We start from the raw sequence: 25,032 nt of genomic DNA, 5'->3' as shown, positions 1-25,032 counted from the left end.
CAAAAAAGGATATTATTACCAGGTAAAAGGTAATAATATCCACAATTCAGTCGTTATATCGTGAACACCTCCCTATCTCCCGTAGGTAAAAACAGTGCTGTTAAAGCTGGCAGGTCTCCTGGCTCTAGTATCATCATCATCGTGGTCTTCCCGGCCGTTGGCCAGTGACGTGATCACGATAACTCCTCTATTACAGTGGCGGGACCGCTCCGGATTCAACACCGGATTCCCTTTTAAACTTCGATAAAATCAAAGTACCAGCTTCCAACATATGAAATTGGTACTCACTTTACCGCAGAACTGTACGAATTGTCAATCTTTAATTTGTGGTTTAAAAAGAGAATCGAAAAAAACTGCGAGCCTGTCCATTTTCATGTATAATGGAATTACTTATCTGAAATTGAATAGCAATCGTAAAGGTCGTCCAGGCCAGCCTGGATGATAATAGGGAAGTTGGTGAAAGTCCAACACGGTCCCGCCACTGTAAATGCTAGATTTCTTTAGAAGCCCACTGTCTGAAGCTGTAGATGGGAAGGGGAAGAAATTGTCATGCATAAGTCAGGAGACCTGCCTTTACGAATGTGTGAAACCTTCGAGGAAAAGGGGAAGCAATAATGATCTGGTTTATCATTCAAATGAAAAGCCTGGTCGCGTTATTGACTGTCCCGGCACTCCTCTTTATAGAGGAGTGTTTTTCTATGATAAGGGAAGAGAAAAAAGGAGTGGAAGAGTGTGAACAGAACGAAATGGATCGCTGTCACGATCGTAATGCTGCTGTGGACTGTTGTCCTGGCGGCGTGTGGCGGACAGCCCGAGGAACAGCCGGTCGAACCGGTGGAAACAGAAACGGAACAGACTGCCGAGGGGGAGCAGGAAAGCGAATCCGGCTATCCTAAAACCATTATAGATGCGTTAGAAAATGAAGTGGTGCTCGAAGAACAGCCAGAGCGCATCGTTTCCCTTGTGCCGAGCATTACGGAAACGATTTTTGCCTTAGGAAAAGGGGAAACGGTCGTCGGACGGACAGAGTGGGACAATTATCCAGAGGAAGTGTTGGAGGTTGAGAGCGTCGGTGATATGAATTTTGACGTGGAAAAGGTGATCGCGCTTGGGCCTGATCTTGTGCTTTCCCACGCTTCAAATGCCCACAGCTCCGAAGAAGGACTGAATCAGCTTCGCAACGCGGGTATTCCCGTTGTCGTTGTTTATGATGCAGCTTCGATTGACATGGTCTATGAAACGATCCGGATGATTGGCGAGGCAGTTGACGCCGGAGAAGAAGCCGAAACAGTAATCGCTGATATGCAGGCCAAGTTTGCCGAAGTGGAAGAAAAAGCGAGTGCAATCGCCGAAGAAGAGCGGCGCAAAGTCTGGGTCGAAGTGTCGCCCGCGCCTGAGTTGTACACGACTGGCAAAGGAACCTTTCTTGATGAGATGTTAACGGTCGTCAATGCGATCAATGCCGCCGGGGAGCAAGAGGGCTGGATTCCGTATACGGAAGAAGAAGCGGTCGCTTTCCAGCCTGATGTCATCGTCACGACGTACGGCTATTATGTCGACAATGCCGCCGAGCAGATTAAAGAGCGCCCGGCCTGGCAGGATGTTCCTGCGGTTGTCAATGATCGCATCTATGATTTAGTTTCAGATGAGGTGACACGTTCAGGTCCGCGTCTGGCAGAAGGAGTCGAGGGTCTTGCGAAAGCAGTTTATCCAGAGGTATTTGGCGAATAATCTTGTTATAGCTTATGCTTCTGTCGTGCTCTTTTGTATCGGAGCACTTATCGTCAGCATCAGTTGGGGAAGCGTCCGGCTTCCCTTTCTCACTGTTGTCCAAATCATTTTACAGGAAGTGTTTTCTCTACAGGTGGAGCAGACGATTGATCCGATGTTTATCAATATCGTGATGGAAATCCGTTTTCCGCGCGCTTTGCTGGCCATGCTCGTTGGCGCCAGTCTCGCCCTCGCCGGCTCGGCCTTTCAAGGCTTTTTGAAGAATCCGCTCGCTGACCCTTATACGCTCGGCGTATCGTCAGGATCAGCGGTCGGTGCGGTCGCTGTGCTGTTTTTTTCCTTTTCGCTTCCGTTAATCGGCCGTTTTACGTTGCCGTTGGTTAGCGTGCTGGCCGGCTTTGCGACGCTGTTTCTCGTCATGCTGTTCGCGAGGCTTGTTCAGCGTTCGATGGCGACGGAAACGATTATTTTGGCCGGGATTATTTTCAGTTCGTTTTTAGGTGCGTTTATTTCCTTGATGATCGCTTTGACCGGCGAGGAGCTGCGTCATATTATCAGCTGGCTGATGGGCAGCGTGGCGATGAGAGGCTGGAGCTATATTTGGCTGATGCTGCCATTTTTTCTAACCGGCTTTTTGTTGCTGTTTTTCTGCCGCAAGGAATTGAATGCGCTCGCCTTCGGAGAGGAAACGGCGCGGCAGCTCGGTGTGAATATTGCCGTCAGAAGAGTGATCATACTCCTTGGGGCGACGACGCTGACGGGTGGAGCAGTCGCTGTTTCTGGCACGATCGGCTTTGTCGGGTTAGTGATCCCCCATTTGACACGCTTGCTTTGGGGACCTGATCATCGCCACTTATTGCCACTGTCAATGTTTGTCGGCGCGGGCTTTCTCGCGCTGACCGATCTGGTCGCGCGGACGATTATCGCGCCAACGGAACTGCCGATCGGTGTCATTACCGCGATTGTCGGCGCCCCGGTATTTGCTGCTATTTTGCTGAGACAGCGCAGATTACAAGCGTGAATAGAAAGGAAGACGACGATGATTACTTGTGAGGATCTCACTGTACAATATGGGACGAAGGATGTCGTCCGCTCGCTTACGTTTACGGTGAACAAAGGTGAAGTATTCGGCATTATCGGGCCGAACGGAAGTGGAAAAACGAGCCTGCTGAAAGCGATCAATGGCGGTTTGCCTGCAGCTGACGGACGGATTGAGATCGATGGCAAACCACTGGCGGCTTACAGCTCAAAGGAACTGGCAAAAAAGATGGCCGTTTTGCCGCAGCAGGCGGAAACCGCTTTTTCGTATTCTGTTTCCGAGGTCGTCGCTTTAGGGCGCTATCCGTATCAAAAAGGCTGGTTGCAACGGACGACGAAGCAGGATGAAGAGGTGATCAGGGCTGCAATGAAGCAAACGGATACGTGGAGGTTCCGCGACACGCCGCTTCAGCAGTTGAGCGGCGGCGAACGGCAGCGGGTGCTGTTGGCACGGGCTCTCGCGCAGGAACCGGATATACTTCTGCTTGATGAGCCGACCAACCATCTTGACCTTTCCCATCAAATGCAGCTGCTCGACGCCTTGCATGAGTGGACGGAAACACGTCAATTAACCGTCGTCACAGTGCTCCATGATTTGAATATGGCCAGCCTTTACTGCGATCGGATATTGCTTTTGGAAGAGGGGGAAATGGTCGCGCTCGATTCACCGCATAAAGTGTTGAAAGAAGACCAGCTGGCGAACGTCTATCAAACAACGCTCATGCGCAAGGAACATCCCTCTGTCCCGCGGCCGTTAATTACGCTTATTCCCGACAATGGGGAGCAGGCGCCTTCTTCCGCGCTTGATGCTCTTACGATAGAACATACAGACAAGTGGATCAAAATGACGAGCGTGACGAAATGGAAAACATTGTCGTCCGCTGTACTTGGCGCCGGCTTCCGCTGGCATCATACATTTGTGAACCGCCATGTTGACAAAGATTATCACGCTGTTGATCCGGAGGAGGAGTACCGCGCATTTTTGACGGAGCATGGCTTAGATGACGAGGATACACTGGCGATGATGACCGCGGCGCGCTTAGAGGATGCCTCGATTCTCCGCTCGGAGAAGCAAAGGCCTGCGCTGCTTGTGATGATCAGTGCCGGTACGTCCAATGCGGTCGATGCTTCACGCGCCCATCGTCTTCCTGATTACGCAAAAACGGTCGGAACGATCAATATATGGGTATTTATCGATGGCGAACTTCCGGAGGCCGCCTATGTTCAGGCGCTGATGACCGCAACCGAGGCGAAAGCGAAGGCGCTGCATGATGAGGAGATCCGTGACGGGAGCAGCGGCACGATCGCGACTGGCACCTCAACCGACAGCGTAATGATTGCTTCCTCGCAGGCCGGAGAAATGTTTCCGTACGCCGGCACGATCACTCCGTTAGGAAAAGAGCTCGCCCGGCTCGTTTATGAAGGGATGCGGCAGACACTCCAGCGCTACAAGCGCCGCCTCGGTGACAGACGATGACGTTCCATCTGTTAGCGCTTGTGCTGGCGGTGCTGATTGATCGCCTCGTCGGCGACCCGCGGCAGCTGCCTCATCCGGTTGTCGGCTTCGGAAAGCTGATTTCAATCGGAGAGCGCCGGCTGAACCGCGGCAAGGCGCGAAAGCAAAAAGGCTTGCTGATGCTCGTCGCTGTCCTGTCAGTTGTTGTTTTCGTATCCGCTCTGCTCGTCTGGAGCGCGTATTGGCTTCATCCGGTCGCCGGACTTCTTGTGGAGGCGTGGCTCATTTCAACGACGATTGCCGAAAAGGGGCTAAAGCAGGCGGCGGATGAGGTGCGGAAGCCGCTCGAGGCTCATCATTTGGAGGAAGCCCGTCTTCGGCTTTCCTATATTGTCGGCCGCGATACAGATAAATTGGATGAAGCCGAGATCACCCGGGCGACGGTCGAAACGGTAGCGGAAAATACAAGCGATGGGATTACCGCTCCGCTCTTTTTCGCCTGGATAGGCGGAGCGCCGCTTGCGCTGCTGTACCGCGCGGTCAACACATGTGATTCGATGGTCGGCTATCAAAATGAACGGTACCGCGATTTCGGCTGGGCTTCGGCCAAATTTGACGATCTGCTCAATTGGCTGCCAAGCCGGCTGACGGCGCTCGTGATGATTATCGCCAACCGGCCACAGCTGCAGCGCTCGACGCGGCAATGCTGGGCGGTTGTCCGGCGCGATGCGCGCAAGCATCCGAGTCCGAACAGCGGCTGGGGCGAGGCGGCGGTCGCCGCGCTACTCGGCATTCAGCTCGGCGGAACAAATACATATCAGGGCCTCGTTTCAAACCGGGCCAAAATCGGAGACGCGCTCGTGCGGCTCCGTGTTGTCCATATTGAAGGGGCAACGCAAATTATGAGCAGAACCGTGACTTTGTTTACGCTGCTTCTGCTCGGATGCGGAGGTGTGATCATTGTCCTTACCTAATCATGGAGCAAATCCAAAGCAGTTTGCTGAAGCGCTTGCCATCAAACTGCCGGAACAAGCCGAAGACTTCAGTGTCAATACGAACCCATATGGGCCGCCCGAATCTGTTCTCTCCTTGCTCGCTTCCGGGCTCGGGGAAACAGCTTCTGCTTACCCCGATCCGCGCGGGACAGCTTTAACACATGCTGTCGCCGTGGCAAATGATCTTCAGCCGGAAAATGTGCTGCTTGGCAATGGGGCGGCGGAGCTGATCTTTCTGCTTGCTGCTCATTTTCGCGGCAAACGGGTCGGGATCATTGAGCCGGCTTTCTCGGAATACCGTGACGCGTGCGAAGCATATGAGTGCGAGGTTGAATCGATCGTGTTGCCGGCGCCGTGGGAGCTGCGGCTTGAGCTGATTCGTCCGCTGCTGCCGGTCGTCGATCTGCTCTTTTTATGCAGTCCGAATAACCCGACAGGAATCAGCTACAGCCGTCACGCGATCGTTGAACTGCTTCAAGCCGCTGAGGATCACGATGTTTATCTCGTCGTTGATCAGGCGTTTTACGATTTTTGTCTGGAAGACGTCCAATTGCAACATTTGCTTGCCGATCATCCGCGGCTTATTTTGCTGCGCTCATTGACAAAAATGTATGCGATTGCCGGTCTGCGGCTTGGCTACCTTTTAGCTCAGCCGGAGCTGTTGCAGGCGATCGCGAGGCGTCAGCCGCCATGGAGCGTCAACGGATTTGCGCAAATTGCCGGAATGCAGGCCTTGCAGGAGCAAAGCTTCGTAAAGCAAACAGTAGCGATGATCGCAGAGGAGCGTGAGCGGGTCAGCGCGGAGCTGGAACGGTTATCCTTCGTCGTTTCTCCTTCAACCGTCAATTTCTATTTACTGTCCGAACGAAAAAAGCAGGACATGAAGCCGCTGCTGCTTTTTCTCGCCGAAAAAGGCGTCATCGCCCGCCATACGTATAATTTTAACGGGCTGGACGGACGTTATATCCGCCTCGCCGTCAAGCAGCCTGAGGCAAATGACCGACTTATTGCGGTGCTCAAGGAGTGGAGAGAGCGGTGATTTGTTTTATGACAGGTGGAGTAAGAAGCGGAAAAAGCCGTTATGCTGAACAGCGCGCGATCGAGCTGGCACAGAAGAAGGACTGCCGGCTTCACTATTTGGCGACAAGCGCTGTCTATGACGGAGAAATGGAACAGCGCGTAAACTTCCACCAGCAGCAGCGGCAGGCGAGCGGCCAAAATTGGCACGTATGGGAGCAAGAGCGCAATGTCGATACGCTGCTCGCCCAGATCGATAAACAGGATGTCGTTCTGCTGGATTGTGTGACCACATTGGTCAGCAATGAATTATTTTACGGCTGGGAACGGGGAGAAGAGCGCTGGCGTGACGCAGACTATCAGCGGAAGGTCGTCGCCAAGCTGACTGCGCTGTTCACCCAGCTGGCGGCTGATTATCAGGCAGTGATCGTCTCGAATGAAGTCACGTCAGATCTCCCGGTGGCTGATGAAGGTACTTTCGTGTATCAGCGGATACTCGGACAGCTTCACTGTGAGCTTGTCGCTCTCGCCGATGAGGCGATTGAGCTTGAATGCGGCGTACCGTGCTGGAAGAAAGGAGGAAGGGTATGCTAGGTGTCATGATTCAAGGCACATCCTCTGATGTCGGAAAAAGCTTTATTTGCACGGCGCTTTGCCGGGCGTTCGCCCGCCGCGGCCTGAGCGTCGCTCCATTCAAATCACAAAACATGTCAAACAACTCCTATGTGACGAAGGAAGGGGCTGAAATCGGCCGCGCCCAGGGCATTCAGGCCGAAGCGGCGGGAGTGGAAGCGAGCGTCATGATGAATCCGATTTTGCTCAAGCCGAGAAACGATCATACATCGGAGGTCATTCGCTTCGGCCGTGTTCATCAGACACTTTCCGGCAAGGATTACCGCCAGCAGTTTTACGAGCTTGGCTTGGAAACGATCCGCGAGGCGCTGGCAACGCTTGAAGCCGAGTATGATGCGATCGTTATTGAAGGAGCGGGCAGTCCGGTTGAGATGAATCTTAATGACCGTGAACTCGTTAATATGAAGGTGGCAGAGCTAGCTGATGTGCCGGTGATCCTTGTCGCCGATATTGACAGAGGCGGCATTTTCGCCAGTATCGCCGGGACGCTCCAGCTGCTGAGCGAGCAGGAGAGAAGCCGTGTCCTCGGCGTGATCGTCAATAAATTCCGCGGCGATCCGGATCTGTTTGTCAGTGGGCGAAAGTGGATTGAAGAAAACCTCGGCGTCGAAGTGCTTGCCGTCCTGCCGTATCTCGACAATCATCGAATCGAAGCCGAGGATTCGCTCTCGCGTCAAACACGCTATCGTCAGCCGGCAAAGCAGGGTGACCAGCTTGAGATTGTGATGATTGACTTGCCGTATTTGTCGAATGACACGGATCTGGAACCTTTTCTTCATGAGCCGGATGTGTCACTGCGTCTCGTCGGGATGCACGATCAGCTTGGCTCTCCCGACGCGGTGCTGCTGCCGGGGACGAAAAGTACGATTCGTGATCTGGAGGCGATGACGGCAACCGGGCTGAGCGAGCAGCTGAAGGCTTATGTCCGCCAAGGAGGAACAGTCATTGGCATTTGCGGCGGCTACCAGATGCTCGGCCGGACGATCATCGACGAAGCCGGCACCGATACGGGAACGGCCGGGCTGGAAATAGAAGGGCTTGGCATTTTACCGGTTGAAACGGTTTTTGCCCAGGAGAAATGGACGAGTCAGTCTGTCGGCCGGCTCGTTGCGGTGGAATTTACAGCGCTGGCTCCGCTAACCGGCTTTGAAATTCACCTCGGCCACTCGCGGCGGCTGACGGAAAGCGCCCTTCCCTTTTTAACGGTCGGGGAGCGCGAGGACGGGATATTCGCCGAGGGAGGCCGGTTAATCGGCAGTTATTTTCATCATTTGTTTTACAATGATCAGTGGCGGACGTGGTGGTTGAACCGCTTGCGGAAAATCCGCTCTTTGCCGGAGCAGCCGGTCCGAAGCCTGCAAAATGAGCGGCAAAAGGGCTATGAGCAGGCCGCAGATTGGCTTGAAGCAGAGCTTGATGTGAGGCAGCTGCTTAAGAAAATCGAGGCATGGAGGAAAAGCGATGCGGCATATTAACATTTTGTTCGACGGCATCGTCCTGGCGATTCAGTTTTTAACAATTCTCCCGCTTAAAAAAAATGTGGAATGGGATGAACGGAGGGCTTCTGCTTCGGTGGCTGCTTATCCGCTCGTCGGGCTGATTCTCGGTGCTTGCCTCGCGCTTCAGGGCTATTTGCTGCTGCAGTATTCGCCGATGTCTCCCTTGATCATTGCCCTCTATGTGCTTAGCTTTTCACTGCTTTTTTCCGGAGGCCTGCATGTTGATGGCTGGGCCGATTTTTGCGACGCCGTTTTTTCGCGGAGAGAGCGGGCGCGGAAGCTGGAGATTATGAAGGACCCCCGCCTCGGCACGTTTGGGGCGCTTGGCGTCCTCTTCCTTCTCGGCTGGCGCTTTGCCTTCATCTGGGAACTCGTGCAAGCGGGAAGCGGACCGTTTCTGTTTGGGCTTTTTCTCATTCCTGTCATCATGAGGCTGCTGCTTGGCTGGCAGCTGCTGCTCGGGCAGTTTGCCCGGCAGGAAGGAATGGCAGCTGCTTTGCGTCCAGCGCAAAACCGGACGGTGATGATCACCTATATTGTGTGGTCGCTGCTGACGGTGGCGCTTATCGTGATCATCTATCCGCCTTTTCTGATTCTGTTCGGCGGAGCGGCTCTCTTTTTGGCGATTTGGCTGAAGTGGGTCAGGCAGCAAATTGGCGGGATTACAGGGGATACGGTCGGCGCTGGCGGCGAAGGAGGGGAGACATTATTATGGGCGATGCTTTGGCTGTTAGCCTTATTCGGCATGGCTTGACACGTTATAACGAAGAGAGCCGTTACCTAGGTTCAACCGACCTTCCTTTATCAGCGCAGGGAAGACAACAGCTGACGGCTTTGGCCGCGCTTCCCCTTGGCGAAAGCGATTTGCTTGTCACGAGCGATCTCCTCAGATGCCAGGAAACGGCGCAGCTTCTTTATCCCGGTCGACGCTTCCGCACTTTTTCGGCCCTGCGCGAGCTAGACTTCGGCTTATGGGAAGGAAAAACATACGAGCAGCTGAAAGAGGATCGTCTTTACCGCCGGTGGCTCGATGATCCGACCGGGGTTTCTCCGCCAGAGGGAGAAGGCTTGCGCGATTTTCAACGGCGGACGAAGCAGGCCTTTGGTGAGCTGCTGTCTCTCGCGGAGGACGAGGGAGCGGACAAGGTGGTCGTCATTACTCACGGCGGAGTCATTCGCCAGTGGCTGACGGAGTATGCGCCGCTCAAACGGAACTTTTTTGAATGGCATGTACCGATTGGCTGTCGTCTCACCTTAAGCGGAAAAAAATCAGATGTAAGGAGGGGGCTGCGATTCATTTCATTACTGGAGGAGCCTTTCACGGAAAGAATAAATGGGCGATGAAGCACGCTTCCGGAGCCGGTCCTGCTGAGATTCAATGGTATAATGGCTATGAACGGTGCCCGCATCCAAGCCGGAATCAAACCGGCACGGTGATTATTTTCGGGCTGGAAGCAATCGTGCGGGCCTTTTTAACGGAGGGGGAAGCGGAAGCGCGTGAACGATTTCATTTATGGCTTGAGAGCTGGCTTTGCTGGGAGCAATCTGGCGGTCTTCTTTATTTGATTGGTTCAGATGTTGGCAAGGGCGTTGTCCCGCTTGAAAAAGAAGCACGTCTGTTTCGTGATCATGTCGGTGTCTGTTTTCAGGAAGTAGCAAGGAAGGCAAAGCGCGTCGATCTGATTTGGTATGGGTTGGCGACACAATTAAAATAGGAGGCTGGATATGAGACTTTATACAAGAACAGGGGATGAAGGGCAAACAAGTGTCATTGGTGGAAGAATGGCGAAAGACGATACGCGCGTCATCGCTTACGGAACGACGGATGAGGTCAATTCCTTTGTCGGTATGGCGGTAGCTCAGCTTGATGAGGAGGTCTTTCCTGATATGAAAGCGGAGCTTGTCAAAATCCAACATGAGCTGTTTGATTGCGGCGGCGATTTGGCGATGCTCAAGCAAAGGGAAGATCGGCCCTATAAAGCAAAGCAGGAAATGATCGACTTCCTTGAGGAACGGATCGATGCTTATATCCAGGAAGCGCCGGAGCTGGAGCGATTTATTTTGCCGGGGGGCTCTGAGGCGGCCGCGACGATTCATGTCTGCCGGACAGTCACAAGGCGCGCTGAGCGCTATGTGACGAGACTCCACCGCGAATCGGATGTCGTCAATCCAATCGTGCTAAAATATCTCAACCGTCTGTCCGACTATTTTTTTGCGATTGCCCGCGTGATTAATTATCGCCTTAACGTGAAAGACGTCGAGTATGAACGGAGCGCGATCGTCTTTCGCAGCGGCAAACGGAAAGAATAGCATCCGCGATCAGAATAGAAAAACGAAGCAGCGTGTTATCCGGCTGCTTCGTTTTTCGTATGGCGAAGTGTTTGACAATTATTACCTCATGGTTTATAGTTTAGTAGATCGATCTACTACATTATGAAAAGCCCTGTGCGGTTTTCTTATATCAACTTAGAAGGAGGCATTCTTTTGTTTTCTTTTCAAAAGCATACATACTTATATGCTACAATAATAACAATCCTGATGGGCCATAACATGCTTTTAGTCAAGTCACTCCTATATACGGTTGAGCCGCTTGTGCTGACATTTGTGCGGATGACGCTGACGGCCTTGGCTCTTTTAGCCATTTGCTATTTCGTTTATGGTGTCGTCAAACCGACAATGGAGCAGTGGAAGCTTTTGACGCTGATCGGTTTTTTTGGCGTGTTCGTCCATCAAATTACGCTGGCGATCGGGCTGGAAACATCGCATGCGACGAACGGCGCGCTCATTTTAGGATTAAACCCGATCGCGACGACATTGCTTGGTGCTTTATTATTGAAGGAAACTTTATTTCGCCGCCACTATATCGGCGTAATCCTGAGCTTTATCGGAATTTGCTTTATCGTGTTCCGCGGCTTTTCCTCATTCAGCTTCTCAAGCGGCGATATCCTGCTGTTTTTCTCGATGCTGGCGCAGGCACTGAGCTTTGTCTATACGCGGAAGCTTTCAGGACAAATGGAAATTATCCCGGTAACGGCCTACAGTTATTTAGTAGGGGCGGGCATGCTTCTCGTTTTGCCATTTGTTCAGGATATGACGAGCATTTTCACCTTTTCGGCGTTTATCTGGGTTAAAATCCTGCTCGCTTCAGTCGTGTTAACGGCATTCGGCTTTATTGGCTTCAATCTCTGTATTCAGCGCCTTGGAGCCGGCGGGGCGTCGATCTTTTTAAATGTGATTACGGTCACGGCTTTAATTGGCGCGGTCATCTACTTAGGGGAAGAGCTGCTGATCCAGCATATTTTCGGCTTTTTATTTATTAGTGTAGGGATTTGGGTCGCCACCCATCATAAGGACCCGGCTGTAAAAACAGACCTGCAAAACCGCTCCCATTCGGTTTCTTCGTCATAGGAGCGAGAAAAGGAGGAATTTCTGACAAGTGAATTCCAAGAAAAAGCGGCGTGTGACGCTGCAGGATGTCGCCAAGGCGGCGGGAGTGTCACGGGCAACCGCTTCTTTAATCGTCCGTGGCAGCCCGAAAATTTCTGCCGCAACGCGCGAAAAAGTGTTGGGAAAAATGAATGAATTAGGCTATGTCTATGATCGGGTCGCCGCCAATCTGCGATCGAAACAGTCGACGACCGTCGGTTTATTGATTACCGAAATTGCGAACCCTTTTTTTTCCGAGCTGCTTGACGGGATTACAGCTGAGCTTGAAAAGGAAGGGTACACGATTATTTTAGGGACAACCTCGGACTCTTACGACAAGCAGGAGCGGCTGCTGGCGACGATGCTGGAAAACCGCGTTGCCGGTATTTTGTGGACGCCTGTGTCCGCCAGTACCGCGGAGACAACGAAACAGCTGATCCACAGCCAGCTTCCCGTCGTTCAAGTCGGCCGGGAAATAACCGGCTCGACGTTTGATTACGTCGGGATTGATAACCGGGCCGGGGCGGAGCTGGTGATTTCCTATCTTGTAAAGGAAGGACATCGCCGGATTGCCTACCTGGGAGGCCCATCAGCGGCTTCACCGTGGCGCGAACGGATTTCAAGCTATAAGCAGGCATTGCTTCAGGCCGGATTGGACGTCGATCCTTCGCTCATTGTCGAAAGTGTCGCGACGAGAGAAGGCGGAAGGATGGCGATGGCTGAAATTTTGACAAGGGAAAGCAGACCGACGGCAGCGTTTTGCTTTAATGATATTGTCGCGATCGGGGCGATGCAGGAATTGAAGGGAAGGGGATTGACCCCGGGCGTGGATATGGCAATCGTCGGCTTTGACAACGTCGAGGAGGCGTCGATTTTTACGCCGCGCCTGACGACGGTTTCCTCTTTTCCCCGAATGATCGGAACCGAAGCCGCCAAGCTGTTGCATCAGCGAATTGATGATTTTGCCAGGCCTGCCGAACGGATTATACTGGAGCCGGAACTCCACATTCGTGAATCGAGTCAGGTCAGACTTTAATCAATGAGACTATGAAAAGCTTGAGACACTGGACTTTAACAGATCGTGGCGGTTCCGCTCCTTGCTTAAGGGCTGGGCAAAAGGTAAAAAAACAACCTTTTGTTTCAGCCCTTCCTTTTCTTTTCTTGACAATGATAGTAAGCTTATACTATATTACTAGTGAAAACATTAAACTGTTAACATTCTGATGATTCCGAATAGAGAGGTAATAATAATGGAGCTGTTCACAGAAGAAGTGCAACGAAAATTAATATGGCAACAAGTGCTTGAGAAATTACGCAAGCGAATCATTTTAGGAGAAATGAAAAAAGGCGAGCATTTGAAGGAAGTCGTCCTGTCAAAGGAGCTTGGCGTCAGCCGCGGCCCGGTGCGGGAAGCAATCGTCCAGCTGGAGAAAGAGGGTCTGGTCCATACGTGCAAAAATGGGCGGACGAAAGTGAACGGCTTTTCCAATGAGGACGTCAACAATCTTTATTATGCACGGAGTGTAGTAGAAACGGCGGCGATAGAGCAAATTCAAATGCCGGTTGACGAGCAGTACTTGACCGAAATGAGAGAATTGCTAGATGCGATGGAAGATGAAGATTTGTCGAACCGCAATGTCAACTTTCTTGATTTGCAATTTCATTATTCCTTAATCCGGTTATCAGAAAACAAAACATTGATTCAAATGTGGCTCAGCACGAATGGAGTCATTAAAGCGATTATGGAAATCACGAATGAACATACCCGCCAGCAACGGGCAACGAGCTTAACGCAGCACGAAGAAATTTTAAAAGCGCTTCAATCAGGCGATCGACAACAGGTAAAGCATACGTTGGAGACGCATTTACATTACGCGAGGAAGGTTTTGAAAAACTTTTTCGAAACAATTCATATATCTTAAAAGTACAGGAGGAACGTTATGGAAGAGAAAAGAAAGGTCCCATGCGGTATTATCGGCTCGGGGAATATTGGCACAGACTTATTGGAAAAGCTCAAACGGAGTAAGGTGTTGGAGCCGACGGTGATGATCGGCATTGATCCACAGTCAGACGGTTTACAGCGGGCAAAGCAAAAAGGGCTCACGACGATCGACAATGGCATTGAAGGCTTTAAGGCGCAGCCTGATTTGGCCGACATTCTTTTCGATGCAACAAGCGCCAAAGCCCATATTCAAAATAACAAAGTACTACAGGAGCTTGGCAAAACAGTCATCGACTTAACGCCGGCTGCCATCGGTCCTTATGTCGTTCCGGTTATTAACATCGATGATCACATTCAGGAGTCGAATGTCAACATGGTCACATGCGGTGGACAATCCACTGTTCCAATTGTAAGCGCTTTAAATAAGGTGGCTGATGTCGCCTATGCAGAAATTGTGTCAACGATTTCCAGTAAAAGCGCCGGGCCCGGCACACGGCAAAACATTGATGAATTCACGCAAACAACTGCGAAGGCTCTAGAAGAAGTCGGAGGAGCCGATAAGGGGAAAGTGATTATCATTTTGAACCCGGCAGAGCCGCCAATCATGATGCGCAATACGATTCACGTCATGATTAAAAAATATAACGAGGAGATTTACGAGCAAATTAGAACGACAGTGACAAACATGGTCGAGCAAGTGCAGCAATACGTTCCAGGATACACATTAAGCGCTGAGCCTTATTTTAACGAAGATCGAGTGACCATCTTCCTGCAAGTTACCGGTCTCGGTGATTATTTACCTGAATATGCAGGCAACCTTGATATTATGACGTCAGCCGCCGTAAGAGTCGGAGAAGAATTTGGACAGCGAAACGATCGCTAGGAGGGGAAAAGGATGGGAACAGAAAAGATTACAATTAATGATGTAACGCTGCGCGATGGAATGCACGCCATTTCGCATCAATATACAAAGGAGCAAATTGCCGAATTAACGAGAGTCATCGATGAATCAGGTGCTGACATTATCGAAGCGACGCATGGCGATGGTCTTGGGGGCAGCTCGATTCAATACGGTTTCTCAAAGGAAACGGAAGAGACGATTATCCGGACGGCGGTCGAAAATGCGAAGTCGGCTAAAATCGGCGTCCTGCTTATCCCGGGCATCGGCACAATTGAGCATTTGCAGCGCGCCCATGAATACGGAGCAAGCGTCGTCCGGATTGCGACTCATTGTACAGAAGCCGACATTTCGGAGCAGCATATTAAATATGCGCGCGACTTAGGAATGGATGTCGTCGGCTTTCTGATGATGGCTCATATGATTCCGGCAGAGCAGTTGGCCGAGCAGGGCAAAAAGATGGAGTCGTATGGGGCGGGCACGGTTTATTGCACAGATTCCGCCGGAGCACTGTTGATGGATGATACTCGCCGGCGCATTGCCGCGCTGAAGGAGCAGCTTACCGTCGAAATCGGCTTTCATGCCCATAACAATCTGTCGCTCGCCGTCGCGAATTCCATCGTCGCCATTGAAGAGGGAGCGAACCGGATCGACACAAGCCTTGCCGGAATGGGAGCGGGAGCTGGAAATACGGCGACGGAGGAACTGGTTGCCGTCATGAACAAGGCGAACATCCGCCACAACATCGATTTATATAAAGCGATGGATGCGGCTGAGCATGTGATGAAGCCGATGATGAAGCGTCCGATCTCGATTGACAGATTGAGCTTAACGATGGGCTATGCCGGCGTGTACAGCTCATTCCTGCTGTTTGCGTTCCGGACAGCCGAAGAATACGGGATTGATGCCCGTGATATTTTGATGGAAGTCGGCCGGCAAAAAGCGGTCGGAGGCCAGGAAGATATGATTCTATCCATTGCACAGAAGTTGGCAAGTGCAAAATAAACGTGGAGAGGGGCAGCAATGATGCTCGTTGTGTTAGCGGATGGCAAGTCACTAGAAGGAGATCACTATCAGATTGAAGAGGAGTTCTTTCGCGAGCGCGGAGTTGAATTCAGAGTAGAAGATTGTGCAACAGAAGAAGAGGTGATAGCAGCGTGTCAGGATGCCGATGCGGTACTTAGCGTCTACGCTCCGATGACGGAAAAGGTGATTGCTGCTTTGCCGAACTGTAAAGCGTTGGTGCGCTATGGTATCGGCTTTGACAATATTGACGTAGAGGCTGCTTCGAAGAGAGGAATCGCTGCTTGCAACATTCCTGACTATTGCATTCCTGAAGTCGCTACCCATACGATGGCGATGCTGCTACAATTTGAACGGAAAATCGGTTTGCTCGATGCTTCCGTGCGCGAAGGACAATGGAATCCGAATGCCGGCTTTTACTCACGCCGCCTGTCTTCACTGACGCTCGGCCTGGTCGGCTTTGGAAATATCGCTCAGGAAGTAGCGAAGTATGCCGCGTCGTTTGAGATGAAGATCATCACGTATGATCCGTTTATTTCCGATGAGGTAGTGGACAGATACGGGGTGAAAAAGGTCACTCTCGAGCAATTATTTACCGATGCAGATTATATCTCGGCTCATGTTCCGTTGAATGAGCACACGCATCATCTGATTAATGAGGAAGCGTTTAATAAAATGAAGAACTCCACTGTCCTGCTTAACACCGCGCGCGGGCCGATTATTGATCAAACAGCGTTAGTGAAAGCGTTAAAGGAGAAAACGATCAGAGGAGCTTGTCTCGATGTTCTCGAGCATGAGCCGCTTCAGCTCGATGATGAAATTCTGAAGCTTGAGCATGTCGTCATCACCCCGCATGCGGCTTTCAATAGTGAAGAAGCAAAACAGCGCCTTCATTTACGAGTAGCAGAAACCGCTTACGCCATCCTCCAAGGTGAGCATCCAAGCAACATCCTTAACCGGCAGGCAGTCGTCAGCGCAAAAGGGTGAAGTGTCCCTTTTGCGCTGACGACGAAGCAGCGAGAGAAGTGCGCGCAAGGGTGTAAAAGTCAGAAGGAAAGCGGGTTTCTTTCCTTCTGACTGAGCGCGGACGGAGCCGCTGCAAAGTAAGCTCCTGTGAAAAGGAATGCGCTTGAGAAAAACCTGTTATGAAATCATAGCAGGCTTTTTTCTTCCTAAAAAACATATAATTCTGAATTTAACATTGATATAATGAAACAGAACAGCAGAGGAGGTTGGAGACATGGCGATGGCCAAGGCGGACAAGTGGAATGCGAATCTTTATGACAATAAGCATGCGTTTGTCTCACAATATGGAGAAACATTGATTGGACTGCTTGCCCCGGCGGAGGGGGAGAAGATTCTTGACTTGGGCTGTGGAACGGGAGATTTAACAAATCAGCTTAGCGAACGAGGCGCGATCGTAACAGGGGTCGATCAATCGACCAATATGATTGATCAGGCGGAGCAGAAATATCCCCATTTACAATTTGATGTGATGGACGGGGCCGAGCTGACATACCGGGAGCAATTCGATGCCGTGTTTTCGAATGCAGCCCTACACTGGATGAAGAAGCCTGAACCGGTGCTTGCGGGAATTTATCGGGCGTTAAAGCCAGGTGGGCGCTTCGTCGCGGAATTTGGAGGCCAGGATAATGTCGCGATGGTGACAAATGAATTGCGGAACGAATTTGAAAAACGGGGCATGACCGATTTTTCTAGTCGTTATCCGTGGTATTTTCCAAGTATCGGGGATTATACGGGAAAAATGGAGGAGGCTGGCTTTTTCGTTACGTTCGCCGAGCATATTGACCGGCCTACTCCGCTCGAAGGAGAGGAGGGACTACGCAACTGGCTTGTGATGTTTGCCGCTTCCTTTTTTGAAGGAATTGAGGAAGGGCTAAGGCAGGAGATTGTAAAAGCAGTTGAACAAAATTTGCGGGCGACGCTTTATCAGGAAACAGGCTGGGTCGCTGATTACAAGCGAATCCGGGTGATTGGAAAGAAGCAATAAAAAATGGAGGCTCGGGGAAAAGGTTGTTATTTACCTTTCCCCGAGCCTCTTTATGTTTTTCCTGGAAACAAAGGTGAATGATGATACATAATTCCACGAGCTGTATTTCATACTACATAACAGGAAATGACAGGAGGTGAGAGAATGCTTGGAAAATGGCTGATGCATAAAGTGAAACATCGGGAAGATGAAACGATCCCAAGCATTCTCGAGTTATTTCGGCAGTCGAGTGACTTTGTCGAGTATGATTTTGAGCTGGAGTCAGCCTGTTACAAAATCGCTTATTTCCGGACGATGGTTGACTCGGATCGCCTGAATCGCGACATCTTGGCCTATTTGCCAAAAGCGAAAAAACAAAGCTTGGATGCGCTGCTTGAAGCAGTTCCGATTACTGATAAACAGCTTGTATATTCAGGAAACGAATTACGGAATAAGGCGATGGCCGGTTTTGTCATTCTCTATGAAAAAGACAATCCCTCCGCTTGTGGTGTCATTGAAGTATCGATGGAATCTGATCGGCAGGTTTCTCCTCCTGAAAATGAATTTAGTGTTGCCGGTCCACGAGAGTCCTTTATTGAATCACTGGACACGAATATCAATTTAATCCGGAAAAGGCTGCCTTTGCCGCAATTGGAAGTAAAAGAAATGAAGATTGGGAAAATCACCCAAACGCGTGTCTGCCTTCTTTATATTCAGGGTCTGGTCGACCAGGATAATTTGCAAACGATGCAGCAAAGGCTCGAAAAAGTAGAATTTGATCAGGTGATTGACAGCAGTTCCCTTGCGCAAATGATTACCGATAATACGATGTCGATGTTTCCCCAGCTGATCAATACTGAAAGACCGGAAAGGGTCGCGGCGGTTCTGGCGGAAGGGAAAGTAGCGTTTATGTGTGACGGGTCGCCGGAGGCTGTTTTCGGTCCGACGACTTTAATTGAGTTTTTTTCGTCATTGGAGGACTATTTCCTCCCATGGCAGATTGCTTCCGCCGTCCGGCTGCTACGCTTTGTGGCGGTAGCTTTTTCGATTTTGGCGACGCCGATTTATGTCGCCGTGCTAACCTATCATTATGAACTCATTCCACGTGATTTACTGGCAACGATTATTGCCTCGCGCAGTAATCTGCCGTTTCCTCCTATAATTGAAGCGGTATTTCTTGAGCTGACCATTGAGCTGTTACGAGAAGCCGGGGCGCGGTTGCCGACTAAAGTCGGACAAACGATCGGTATCGTTGGCGGAATTGTGATTGGGCAGGCGTCGGTGGAAGCGGGGCTGACAAGTAATATTTTATTAATCATCGTCGCGCTGGCGGCATTAGCTTCCTTTACGACGCCTGTCTATCAAATGGGCAATACGATCCGTCTGATCCGCTTTCCGTTTATTATTGCCGCAGCCATTGCCGGCGGAGTCGGCGTCGTCGTTTGCGGCCTCTATACACTTGTTCATCTGCTTCATCTTACATCGCTCGGAAGACCGTATTTGGCTCCGCTCTTTCCGCCACGGTTTAAAGATTGGAAGGATGCTTTTATCCGGCTGCCTTTCAGCTGGATGTCCTCGCGACCGGTTTATTTAAGACCGCGTGATAAAGGCCGCTTTAATTTCAGCAGAGCGACGAGGAAGGAAGATATCGATGAGTAAAGGGTCGACAATTGGTGATAAACCGATAAAAGAGCAATATTTAGTATCTGGATTTTTAGTGCTGTTTTTGATTCACAGCACGCAAATTGGCGTCGGTGTGCTAAGCTTTCAGCGCTCGGTTGTAAAGTCAGCCGGTTATGACGGCTGGATCTCTGTCCTGCTTGCCGGTGTCGTCGTCTCGCTCATTATCAGTTGTATGTATATCCTCCTTAAAAGGGCGAATGGGGATATAATTACGATTCATCGGCAAATTTTCGGAAAGTGGATCGGAAATGGCTTCAGCATCCTTGTCGGCGTTTATTTTATGGCGCTGGCGATCCTTGTCTTGAGGTCGTATATCGAAATCGTTCAAGTGTGGATATTTCCTGATCTGCCGACCTGGGTTGCCCTTTCTTTCGCTATGTTGTTTTTTTATTATGTGGTCGCAGGAGGGTTCAGAACCGTCGTCGGTTTGGCCTTTTTAGGAGTCGTGATTCCTTCTCTTTTATTCCCGTTGCTTCTTTTGCCGCTTGAATATGCGCATTTTCTCAATATCCTTCCAATCTGGAAGCATACTTTCACGGAAATTGCGTTAGGCGCGCGTGATACGACGCTGAGCTTTCTCGGATTTGAGCTGTTGCTCATGTACTATCCATTTTTAAAGCAAAACGAATTTACGCAAAAATGGGCTCAACTGGGAGCGATCTTGACGACGGTCACCTATACGATCATTATGGTTGTCAGTTTGGTCTTTTACAGTGAAGAACAGCTTAACCGGACGATTTGGGCAACGCTGACCTTATTTAAGGTGATTGAGCTTCCCTTTCTTGAACGATTTGAATATATCGGCATCTCTATTTGGCTGATTTTAATCACGCCTAATATTGCGCTAAGCTTATGGGCGGCAAGCAGATGTGCGAAGCGGGTTTTTCATATGAATCAACGACTTGCTTTAGTGCTGGCGCTTATCATCGTTGCAGCTGCGATCGCCTTTTTGCCGACGAGACAGGAAATCAACCTTTTTAACGAATGGATGGGAACCGTTGGCTTTTATTTTTGCTTTCTTTATATCCCGCTTTTAGTACTTCTTCAAACGATCGTCTTGAAAGTAAGGAGGAATAAACATGGCCAAACGATGGATGTCTAGCGTCTGTTTGGCAGTACTTTTCCTAACGGGCTGCTTACAAACAAATGTGATTGACGAAGTCTCCCTCATCCGCTCAGCCGCCTATGATCTCGATGATGAACAACAGCTGAAAATCACGGTCAGTTTTCCGACTTTTATTGAGCAAGGGGGGAAAAACGTGCTTGAAAAGGGGATTATTGAGGCCAGTGGGGATACGGCAAAAGGAACGAAAGTCATGTTAAATAAGCGGGCCCAGCGGCCATTGGTGCTTGGCCAAATCAGGGTCATTTTATTTAGCCGGGAGCTGGCTGAACAAGGGATTGAGGATTTAGTCGATTCCCTCTACCGTGATCCGTCGGTAGGAAATCGGATTTTGCTGGCGGTTGTTGATGGTCGGGCCGAGGAGGTTCTGAAGACCGAGTTGGGCTCAGGGGAGCAGGCCGGTGTTTTTCTGTCCGATTTGTTGCGGCAAAATATGGAGCAGAATATGATCCCTTCGACTAATTTGCACAACTTTTTATTCAGCTTTTATAGTGATGCGCGTGATCCGTATCTCCCACTTATTAAAAAAGCCGGAGATACTGTCCGTGTCGCAGGAACGGCATTATTTAAGGCCGATGTCGTCCATACGACTTTATCGGGTGATGATTCTTTCTTGCTTAAACTGCTCACGACTCCGGCCCGGCAGGCGACGCAGCAGTTTACGCTTAATGGAGAAGGAGCAACTAGTCATGTCGTAATTGAGAAACTGAATAGTGAATTAAAAAAAGAAGTAGAGAAAACGGAGACGGGGCCTATCTTTCGCTATAATATGACAATCGACGGGGAAATCATTGATTATACAGGAGAGATGAATTTGGATGAACCTGGGGTTGTGAAGGAGGTGCAGGAAAAAATAGAAGAGGAAATCACGAGGCGGCTGACAGATATGCTATACCAATTTCGCGATGAAGGAATTGACCCGGTCGGCGTCGGCGAGCTTTACCGCAGCACGACACGTGACTGGCGTCCGGAAGAATGGGAAAACAGCATTTATCCAGCGGCGACCTTCGAATTGGATATTGAGTTAAACGTAATCCAGTCTGGGGCGATTGAATAAATCAGGAATATTTTTTAACGGATTTCCATATGATACTGATATCTGTGAATAAATCAAATAGACCAGCTTCGCTTTAAAGGGAAAGACTGGTTGTGATATCGGAATGGGAGGACGTTATGGTTGATTTAATAAAACGAGTCTGCATTGCGCTTGCCTTAGCTGCTTTTATTAGCATGTTATTTATTACATCGACAACTTCATTTGCGGCAGAATACGAATCAGGTTTCAGCGATGACCTCATTTGGCCAACGGTTGGCGAAGTGACGGATTCTTTTGGGACAAGGGAGGGCAAGCATTATGGGATTGATATTGCCGCCCCCGAGGGCACGCCGGTAGTGTCAGTAGCGAGCGGGACGGTTTCCCGCTCCTATGTTTCTCATACATATGGACAAGTCGTGTTTATCGAGCATGATAATGGCTTGGAAACGGTATACGCGCATCTACACGAACGCATCGTCGATGAAGGAGAGCAGGTAGAAGAGGGAGAAAAAATCGGTTCCGTCGGCAATACGGGCCGCTCGTCCGGCAACCATTTGCATTTTGAGGTTCATCACGGCAGCTGGAATCCGGAAAAGTCAGATTCGATTGACCCGCTTCATGTACTTTCAACGGACACTGGTGCGATGTATGCGGCGATTGGCGGCGTCTTTGAAGAGGAAGAGGAAAGAAAAACAGTGGCGACGCTAAGCATCCAGTCGGAACATACAGCCCGGGGAGAACAGGTGAATGATGAAACAGCAGTCTATGTCGAGGTGGAGTCCGGAGATACACTATGGGGAATTGCGTCTGATTTTAAGGTGACCGTAGAGCATTTGCAGCAGTGGAACGAGCTTGAGACCGATTTGATTACTGTCGGTTCGGTGCTCGTTGTATACCCTGAACGGGTCGATGGTGCTCATGTCATTGAGCAGGGAGAGACGCTCTCGGCGATTGCCGCCAAATACGAGCTGACGGCGGAGCAAATCATTGAACTGAATCAGCTTTCTTCCGATCTTATTTATCCGGGGCAGCTTCTGACAATTAAAGAATGAGAGGCGGAGCAGTCTATAATTCGCCTGTGAAATATGGTAAAATAGGAGGTAGCTCGACGGGTACGTAGAACGGGGAAATGGTGAAATGAACATAGATATCGAGCTGTTTCAATGGCTCAACCGACAAACGGATTTGAATAGCTCCCAAATTGATTTAGTCGATGGGTTTGTTTTCATGCTGCGTAAAATCAAGCAGCATGGTTCTATTCGTATGGTCGGAAACAGAGAGTTTCATTCCCGCTTTTGGCGCTCTCATGACCGGGCGTTCGGCTATCAACTTATGAAGAAGAAAGGCAGGCAGCAACGGGCCCACCTCTATCAATTTTATTGCGACATCGCCTTTGAGGAAGCGCTGCTCAAAACGGATGGAACGATCGTCACGCTGACCGAAGCCGGCGAGGCTTATTTGCGTCAGAGCAAGGACAAGCAGCTCGACCTGCTGTTTTCGTATATATGGTAGGAATGAGGCTGTGACAAAAGGTTGTTTTTTAAACCTTTTGTCACAGCCTTTAAGCAATGAGCGGAACCGCCACGATCTTTTAAAGCCCGTTGTGAGTGGGTTTCTCACAACGGGCTTGTGGCGTGTGAAGCCATTGCCAGTAGGTCCAAAGCTAGCTTTGTCTCAAGCTCTTTTTAACATTCAATCTTATCGGCGATGTGGATGTCCTCCATTTTGAGAAGGGCGTCGATGACCGTGTCATCGACGAGCTTATCGACAGCGACCATCATAATCGCTTCTCCGCCTTCTTCTTTCCGGCCAACTTGCATCGTCGCGATGTTGACATTATGCTCAGCAAGCAATTGTCCCATACGGCCGATGACGCCTGGACGGTCATTGTGCTGGATGTAGATGAGGTGTCCTTCCGGAATGAAATCAACTGTGAATCCGTTGACGTTGACAATTCTTGGACCGTATTCCTTCACGTATGTTCCTTTAATTTCAAACGTACGGTTTTCGCCGCGGACAACAGCGTGAATCATATTGGAATAGCCGTACGTTTTGTTTAAGTGCTTCTCGCCGAAACTGATGCCGCGTTCTTTGGCGATCAGGCTCGCATTGACATCATTGACCGCAGCGTCAACACGCGGCTGGAGAAAGCCGGCCATCAAGCTTCTTGTCGTAATCGACGTTTCCAGCTCTGTTACCGTTCCGCCGTAAAACACATCGATTTCCTGAACAGGAGTCATCATGACCTGTGACAGGATGTTCCCCATTTTCTTTGTTAATTCATAGAATGGTTTCACCTTTTCGTACACTTCCTTGGAAAGTGTCGGTAAATTAATAGAGTTGCTCGCTGGCTCGCCTTGAAGGAAATGGAGCACTTCTTCGGACACTTGGGCAGCGACATTGAGCTGCGCTTCTTTCGTAGAAGCAGCGATATGCGGAGTGGCAATCACTTTTTCAAATGATAGCAGCTCCTGATCGGCAACCGGCTCTTCTTCAAATACGTCAAGCGCCGCACCGGCAATATGACCGTTATTTAAGTAGTGTTTTAACGCTTCCTGATCGATAATTCCTCCGCGGGCACAGTTAATGAGAAAAACGCCCGGCTTTGTTTTGGCGATGTTTTTCATCCCGAGTAAGCCTTTTGTTTCTTTTGTCAGCGGTGTATGAACCGTAATAATATCAGCGTTTTCAAGGACTTCATCAAGCGAAGCTGTCTCGACGCCAACCTTTTGCGCGCGCTCTTGCGTTAAGAACGGGTCGAAGACGAGCAAGGACATTTCAAATGCTTTTGCCCGTTGAGCGAGCTGTGTGCCAATCCGGCCAAAACCGATAATTCCAAGCGTTTTTCCTCTAAGCTCGAAGCCCTGGAACGCTTTGCGGTTCCATTCTCCGGCTTTGATGGAAGCATTGGCTTGCGGAATGTTTCGCATGACGGCCATCATCATCGCAAATGTGTGCTCCGCAGTTGAAATCGTATTCCCGTCCGGTGCGTTCACGACGACAACCCCGCGTTTCGTTGCAGCATCGAGGTCGATATTATCGACGCCGACCCCCGCTCTGGCAATGATTTTCAGCTTCGGCATCTTATCAAGCAGCTCACCTGTCACAGTTGTTGCACTGCGGACAAGTAGCGCGTCGAAGATCGATAAGTCTTCAACATCATTGACATTTTTCTCGACACAGCGGACCTGGTCACTTTCCAGTAAAGGCAGAAGCCCTTCCTTGCTCATGCTGTCTGAGACAAGAATGTTAAATTGTCCCTCTTTTGCTGCAGTTTCAGGATGATCAATGACAACTTGCTTGTTCATACTCTCTACACTCCTTTAAAAATCTGTTTTCTTTACTATGCGTAAAAATGAAAGCGGTATAACAAAAAAACCTTCTGCCCACACGACGGGAGTCGTGAGGGGCGGAAGGTTCAAACCGCGGTGCCACCCTCATTCATGCGCAACGCGTGCGCATCTCAGGGAGAGATACTCTCCAAGATAACGGATTTATCCGAATACATCTACTGACCTTCAATGTATGAACTCCGAAGGGCT

General features: G+C 50.2%; 24 protein-coding genes, 2 riboswitches and 1 other annotated feature (1 of these 27 cut by a window edge). Of the genes, 23 read left to right on the top strand and 1 reads right to left on the bottom strand.

Annotation, left to right across the window (positions count from 1 at the left end):
* Positions 1–91: 91 nt before the first annotated feature.
* Positions 92–277, bottom strand: a riboswitch (cobalamin riboswitch).
* Positions 278–400: 123 nt separating this feature from the next.
* Positions 401–589: riboswitch (cobalamin riboswitch) on the top strand.
* A gap of 179 nt (positions 590–768) precedes the next feature.
* The 23 genes from M3202_RS06190 to M3202_RS06080 all read left to right on the top strand — a co-directional run bounded on the left by M3202_RS06190 (position 769) and on the right by M3202_RS06080 (position 23,002).
* Complete coding sequence (locus M3202_RS06190; protein WP_251222635.1) at positions 769–1,731, top strand: ABC transporter substrate-binding protein; 963 nt, start codon at positions 769–771, stop codon at positions 1,729–1,731.
* The gene (locus M3202_RS06185) at positions 1,694–2,752 is read left to right on the top strand and encodes a FecCD family ABC transporter permease (RefSeq protein WP_251222471.1); all 1,059 of its coding nucleotides are present in this window, start codon (positions 1,694–1,696) and stop codon (positions 2,750–2,752) included. The genes M3202_RS06190 and M3202_RS06185 overlap by 38 nt, the downstream gene beginning before the upstream one ends.
* A gap of 18 nt (positions 2,753–2,770) precedes the next feature.
* On the top strand, positions 2,771–4,246 hold the full coding sequence (locus tag M3202_RS06180) for a heme ABC transporter ATP-binding protein (protein WP_251222470.1): 1,476 nt from the start codon (positions 2,771–2,773) through the stop codon (positions 4,244–4,246).
* Positions 4,243–5,199 carry an adenosylcobinamide-phosphate synthase CbiB gene (gene cbiB / locus M3202_RS06175; RefSeq protein ID WP_251222469.1) on the top strand — a complete coding sequence of 319 codons (957 nt, stop codon included), beginning with the start codon at positions 4,243–4,245 and terminating at the stop codon, positions 5,197–5,199. Before M3202_RS06180 ends, cbiB begins: the two co-directional genes overlap by 4 nt.
* A complete protein-coding gene (cobD, locus tag M3202_RS06170) occupies positions 5,186–6,259 on the top strand; it encodes a threonine-phosphate decarboxylase CobD (protein WP_251222468.1) in 1,074 nt (357 codons plus the stop codon). Before cbiB ends, cobD begins: the two co-directional genes overlap by 14 nt.
* Positions 6,256–6,831: a bifunctional adenosylcobinamide kinase/adenosylcobinamide-phosphate guanylyltransferase gene (locus M3202_RS06165; protein ID WP_251222467.1), complete on the top strand. Its 576-nt coding sequence runs from the start codon at positions 6,256–6,258 to the stop codon at positions 6,829–6,831. The genes cobD and M3202_RS06165 overlap by 4 nt, the downstream gene beginning before the upstream one ends.
* Complete coding sequence (locus M3202_RS06160) at positions 6,825–8,345, top strand: cobyric acid synthase (protein WP_251222466.1); 1,521 nt, start codon at positions 6,825–6,827, stop codon at positions 8,343–8,345. The genes M3202_RS06165 and M3202_RS06160 overlap by 7 nt, the downstream gene beginning before the upstream one ends.
* Positions 8,332–9,123 (top strand): adenosylcobinamide-GDP ribazoletransferase, encoded by a 792-nt coding sequence (gene cobS / locus M3202_RS06155; RefSeq protein WP_251222465.1) that lies wholly within the window; start codon positions 8,332–8,334, stop codon positions 9,121–9,123. The genes M3202_RS06160 and cobS overlap by 14 nt, the downstream gene beginning before the upstream one ends.
* On the top strand, positions 9,081–9,713 hold the full coding sequence (locus tag M3202_RS06150) for a histidine phosphatase family protein (RefSeq protein ID WP_251222464.1): 633 nt from the start codon (positions 9,081–9,083) through the stop codon (positions 9,711–9,713). Before cobS ends, M3202_RS06150 begins: the two co-directional genes overlap by 43 nt.
* Positions 9,710–10,084, top strand: coding sequence for a bifunctional adenosylcobinamide kinase/adenosylcobinamide-phosphate guanylyltransferase (locus M3202_RS06145; protein WP_251222463.1), 375 nt, complete (start codon positions 9,710–9,712; stop codon positions 10,082–10,084). The genes M3202_RS06150 and M3202_RS06145 overlap by 4 nt, the downstream gene beginning before the upstream one ends.
* Before the next feature lie 10 nt (positions 10,085–10,094).
* A complete protein-coding gene (locus M3202_RS06140) occupies positions 10,095–10,679 on the top strand; it encodes a cob(I)yrinic acid a,c-diamide adenosyltransferase (protein WP_251222462.1) in 585 nt (194 codons plus the stop codon).
* Between the two features lie 174 nt (positions 10,680–10,853).
* The gene (locus M3202_RS06135) at positions 10,854–11,777 is read left to right on the top strand and encodes a DMT family transporter (RefSeq protein ID WP_251222461.1); all 924 of its coding nucleotides are present in this window, start codon (positions 10,854–10,856) and stop codon (positions 11,775–11,777) included.
* A gap of 28 nt (positions 11,778–11,805) precedes the next feature.
* A complete protein-coding gene (locus M3202_RS06130) occupies positions 11,806–12,831 on the top strand; it encodes a LacI family DNA-binding transcriptional regulator (protein ID WP_251222460.1) in 1,026 nt (341 codons plus the stop codon).
* A gap of 214 nt (positions 12,832–13,045) precedes the next feature.
* Positions 13,046–13,717: a GntR family transcriptional regulator gene (locus M3202_RS06125; RefSeq protein ID WP_251222459.1), complete on the top strand. Its 672-nt coding sequence runs from the start codon at positions 13,046–13,048 to the stop codon at positions 13,715–13,717.
* Positions 13,718–13,735: 18 nt separating this feature from the next.
* Positions 13,736–14,620 (top strand): acetaldehyde dehydrogenase (acetylating), encoded by an 885-nt coding sequence (locus tag M3202_RS06120; protein WP_251222458.1) that lies wholly within the window; start codon positions 13,736–13,738, stop codon positions 14,618–14,620.
* 12 nt (positions 14,621–14,632) lie between these two features.
* The gene (dmpG, locus tag M3202_RS06115) at positions 14,633–15,640 is read left to right on the top strand and encodes a 4-hydroxy-2-oxovalerate aldolase (protein WP_251222457.1); all 1,008 of its coding nucleotides are present in this window, start codon (positions 14,633–14,635) and stop codon (positions 15,638–15,640) included.
* Between the two features lie 21 nt (positions 15,641–15,661).
* The gene (locus M3202_RS06110; protein WP_251222456.1) at positions 15,662–16,645 is read left to right on the top strand and encodes a C-terminal binding protein; all 984 of its coding nucleotides are present in this window, start codon (positions 15,662–15,664) and stop codon (positions 16,643–16,645) included.
* A gap of 253 nt (positions 16,646–16,898) precedes the next feature.
* Positions 16,899–17,669 (top strand): class I SAM-dependent methyltransferase, encoded by a 771-nt coding sequence (locus M3202_RS06105; protein WP_251222455.1) that lies wholly within the window; start codon positions 16,899–16,901, stop codon positions 17,667–17,669.
* A 144-nt stretch (positions 17,670–17,813) separates the two neighbouring features.
* Entirely contained in the window at positions 17,814–19,307 is a 1,494-nt protein-coding gene (locus M3202_RS06100; protein ID WP_251222454.1) for a spore germination protein, read from the top strand.
* Positions 19,300–20,433, top strand: coding sequence for a GerAB/ArcD/ProY family transporter (locus tag M3202_RS06095; RefSeq protein ID WP_251222453.1), 1,134 nt, complete (start codon positions 19,300–19,302; stop codon positions 20,431–20,433). Before M3202_RS06100 ends, M3202_RS06095 begins: the two co-directional genes overlap by 8 nt.
* Positions 20,411–21,511 carry a Ger(x)C family spore germination protein gene (locus M3202_RS06090; RefSeq protein WP_251222452.1) on the top strand — a complete coding sequence of 367 codons (1,101 nt, stop codon included), beginning with the start codon at positions 20,411–20,413 and terminating at the stop codon, positions 21,509–21,511. Before M3202_RS06095 ends, M3202_RS06090 begins: the two co-directional genes overlap by 23 nt.
* 116 nt (positions 21,512–21,627) lie before the next feature.
* Entirely contained in the window at positions 21,628–22,542 is a 915-nt protein-coding gene (locus M3202_RS06085; RefSeq protein ID WP_251222451.1) for a peptidoglycan DD-metalloendopeptidase family protein, read from the top strand.
* Positions 22,543–22,627: 85 nt separating this feature from the next.
* Complete coding sequence (locus M3202_RS06080; RefSeq protein WP_251222450.1) at positions 22,628–23,002, top strand: hypothetical protein; 375 nt, start codon at positions 22,628–22,630, stop codon at positions 23,000–23,002.
* 173 nt (positions 23,003–23,175) lie between these two features.
* Here M3202_RS06080 and serA read toward each other — a convergent pair whose 3' ends face one another.
* On the bottom strand, positions 23,176–24,798 hold the full coding sequence (gene serA, locus M3202_RS06075) for a phosphoglycerate dehydrogenase (RefSeq protein WP_251222449.1): 1,623 nt from the start codon (positions 24,796–24,798) through the stop codon (positions 23,176–23,178).
* Between the two features lie 94 nt (positions 24,799–24,892).
* Positions 24,893–25,032: a binding site (T-box leader), on the bottom strand (it continues 86 nt past the right edge of the window).

Source organism: Halalkalibacter oceani (assembly GCF_023715605.1).
GTDB classification, from domain to species: Bacteria; Bacillota; Bacilli; order Bacillales; family Bacillaceae_D; genus Halalkalibacter; species Halalkalibacter oceani.
Note: the sequence above shows the minus strand (reverse complement) of the source record. Positions and strands in the feature narration are given on the sequence as shown.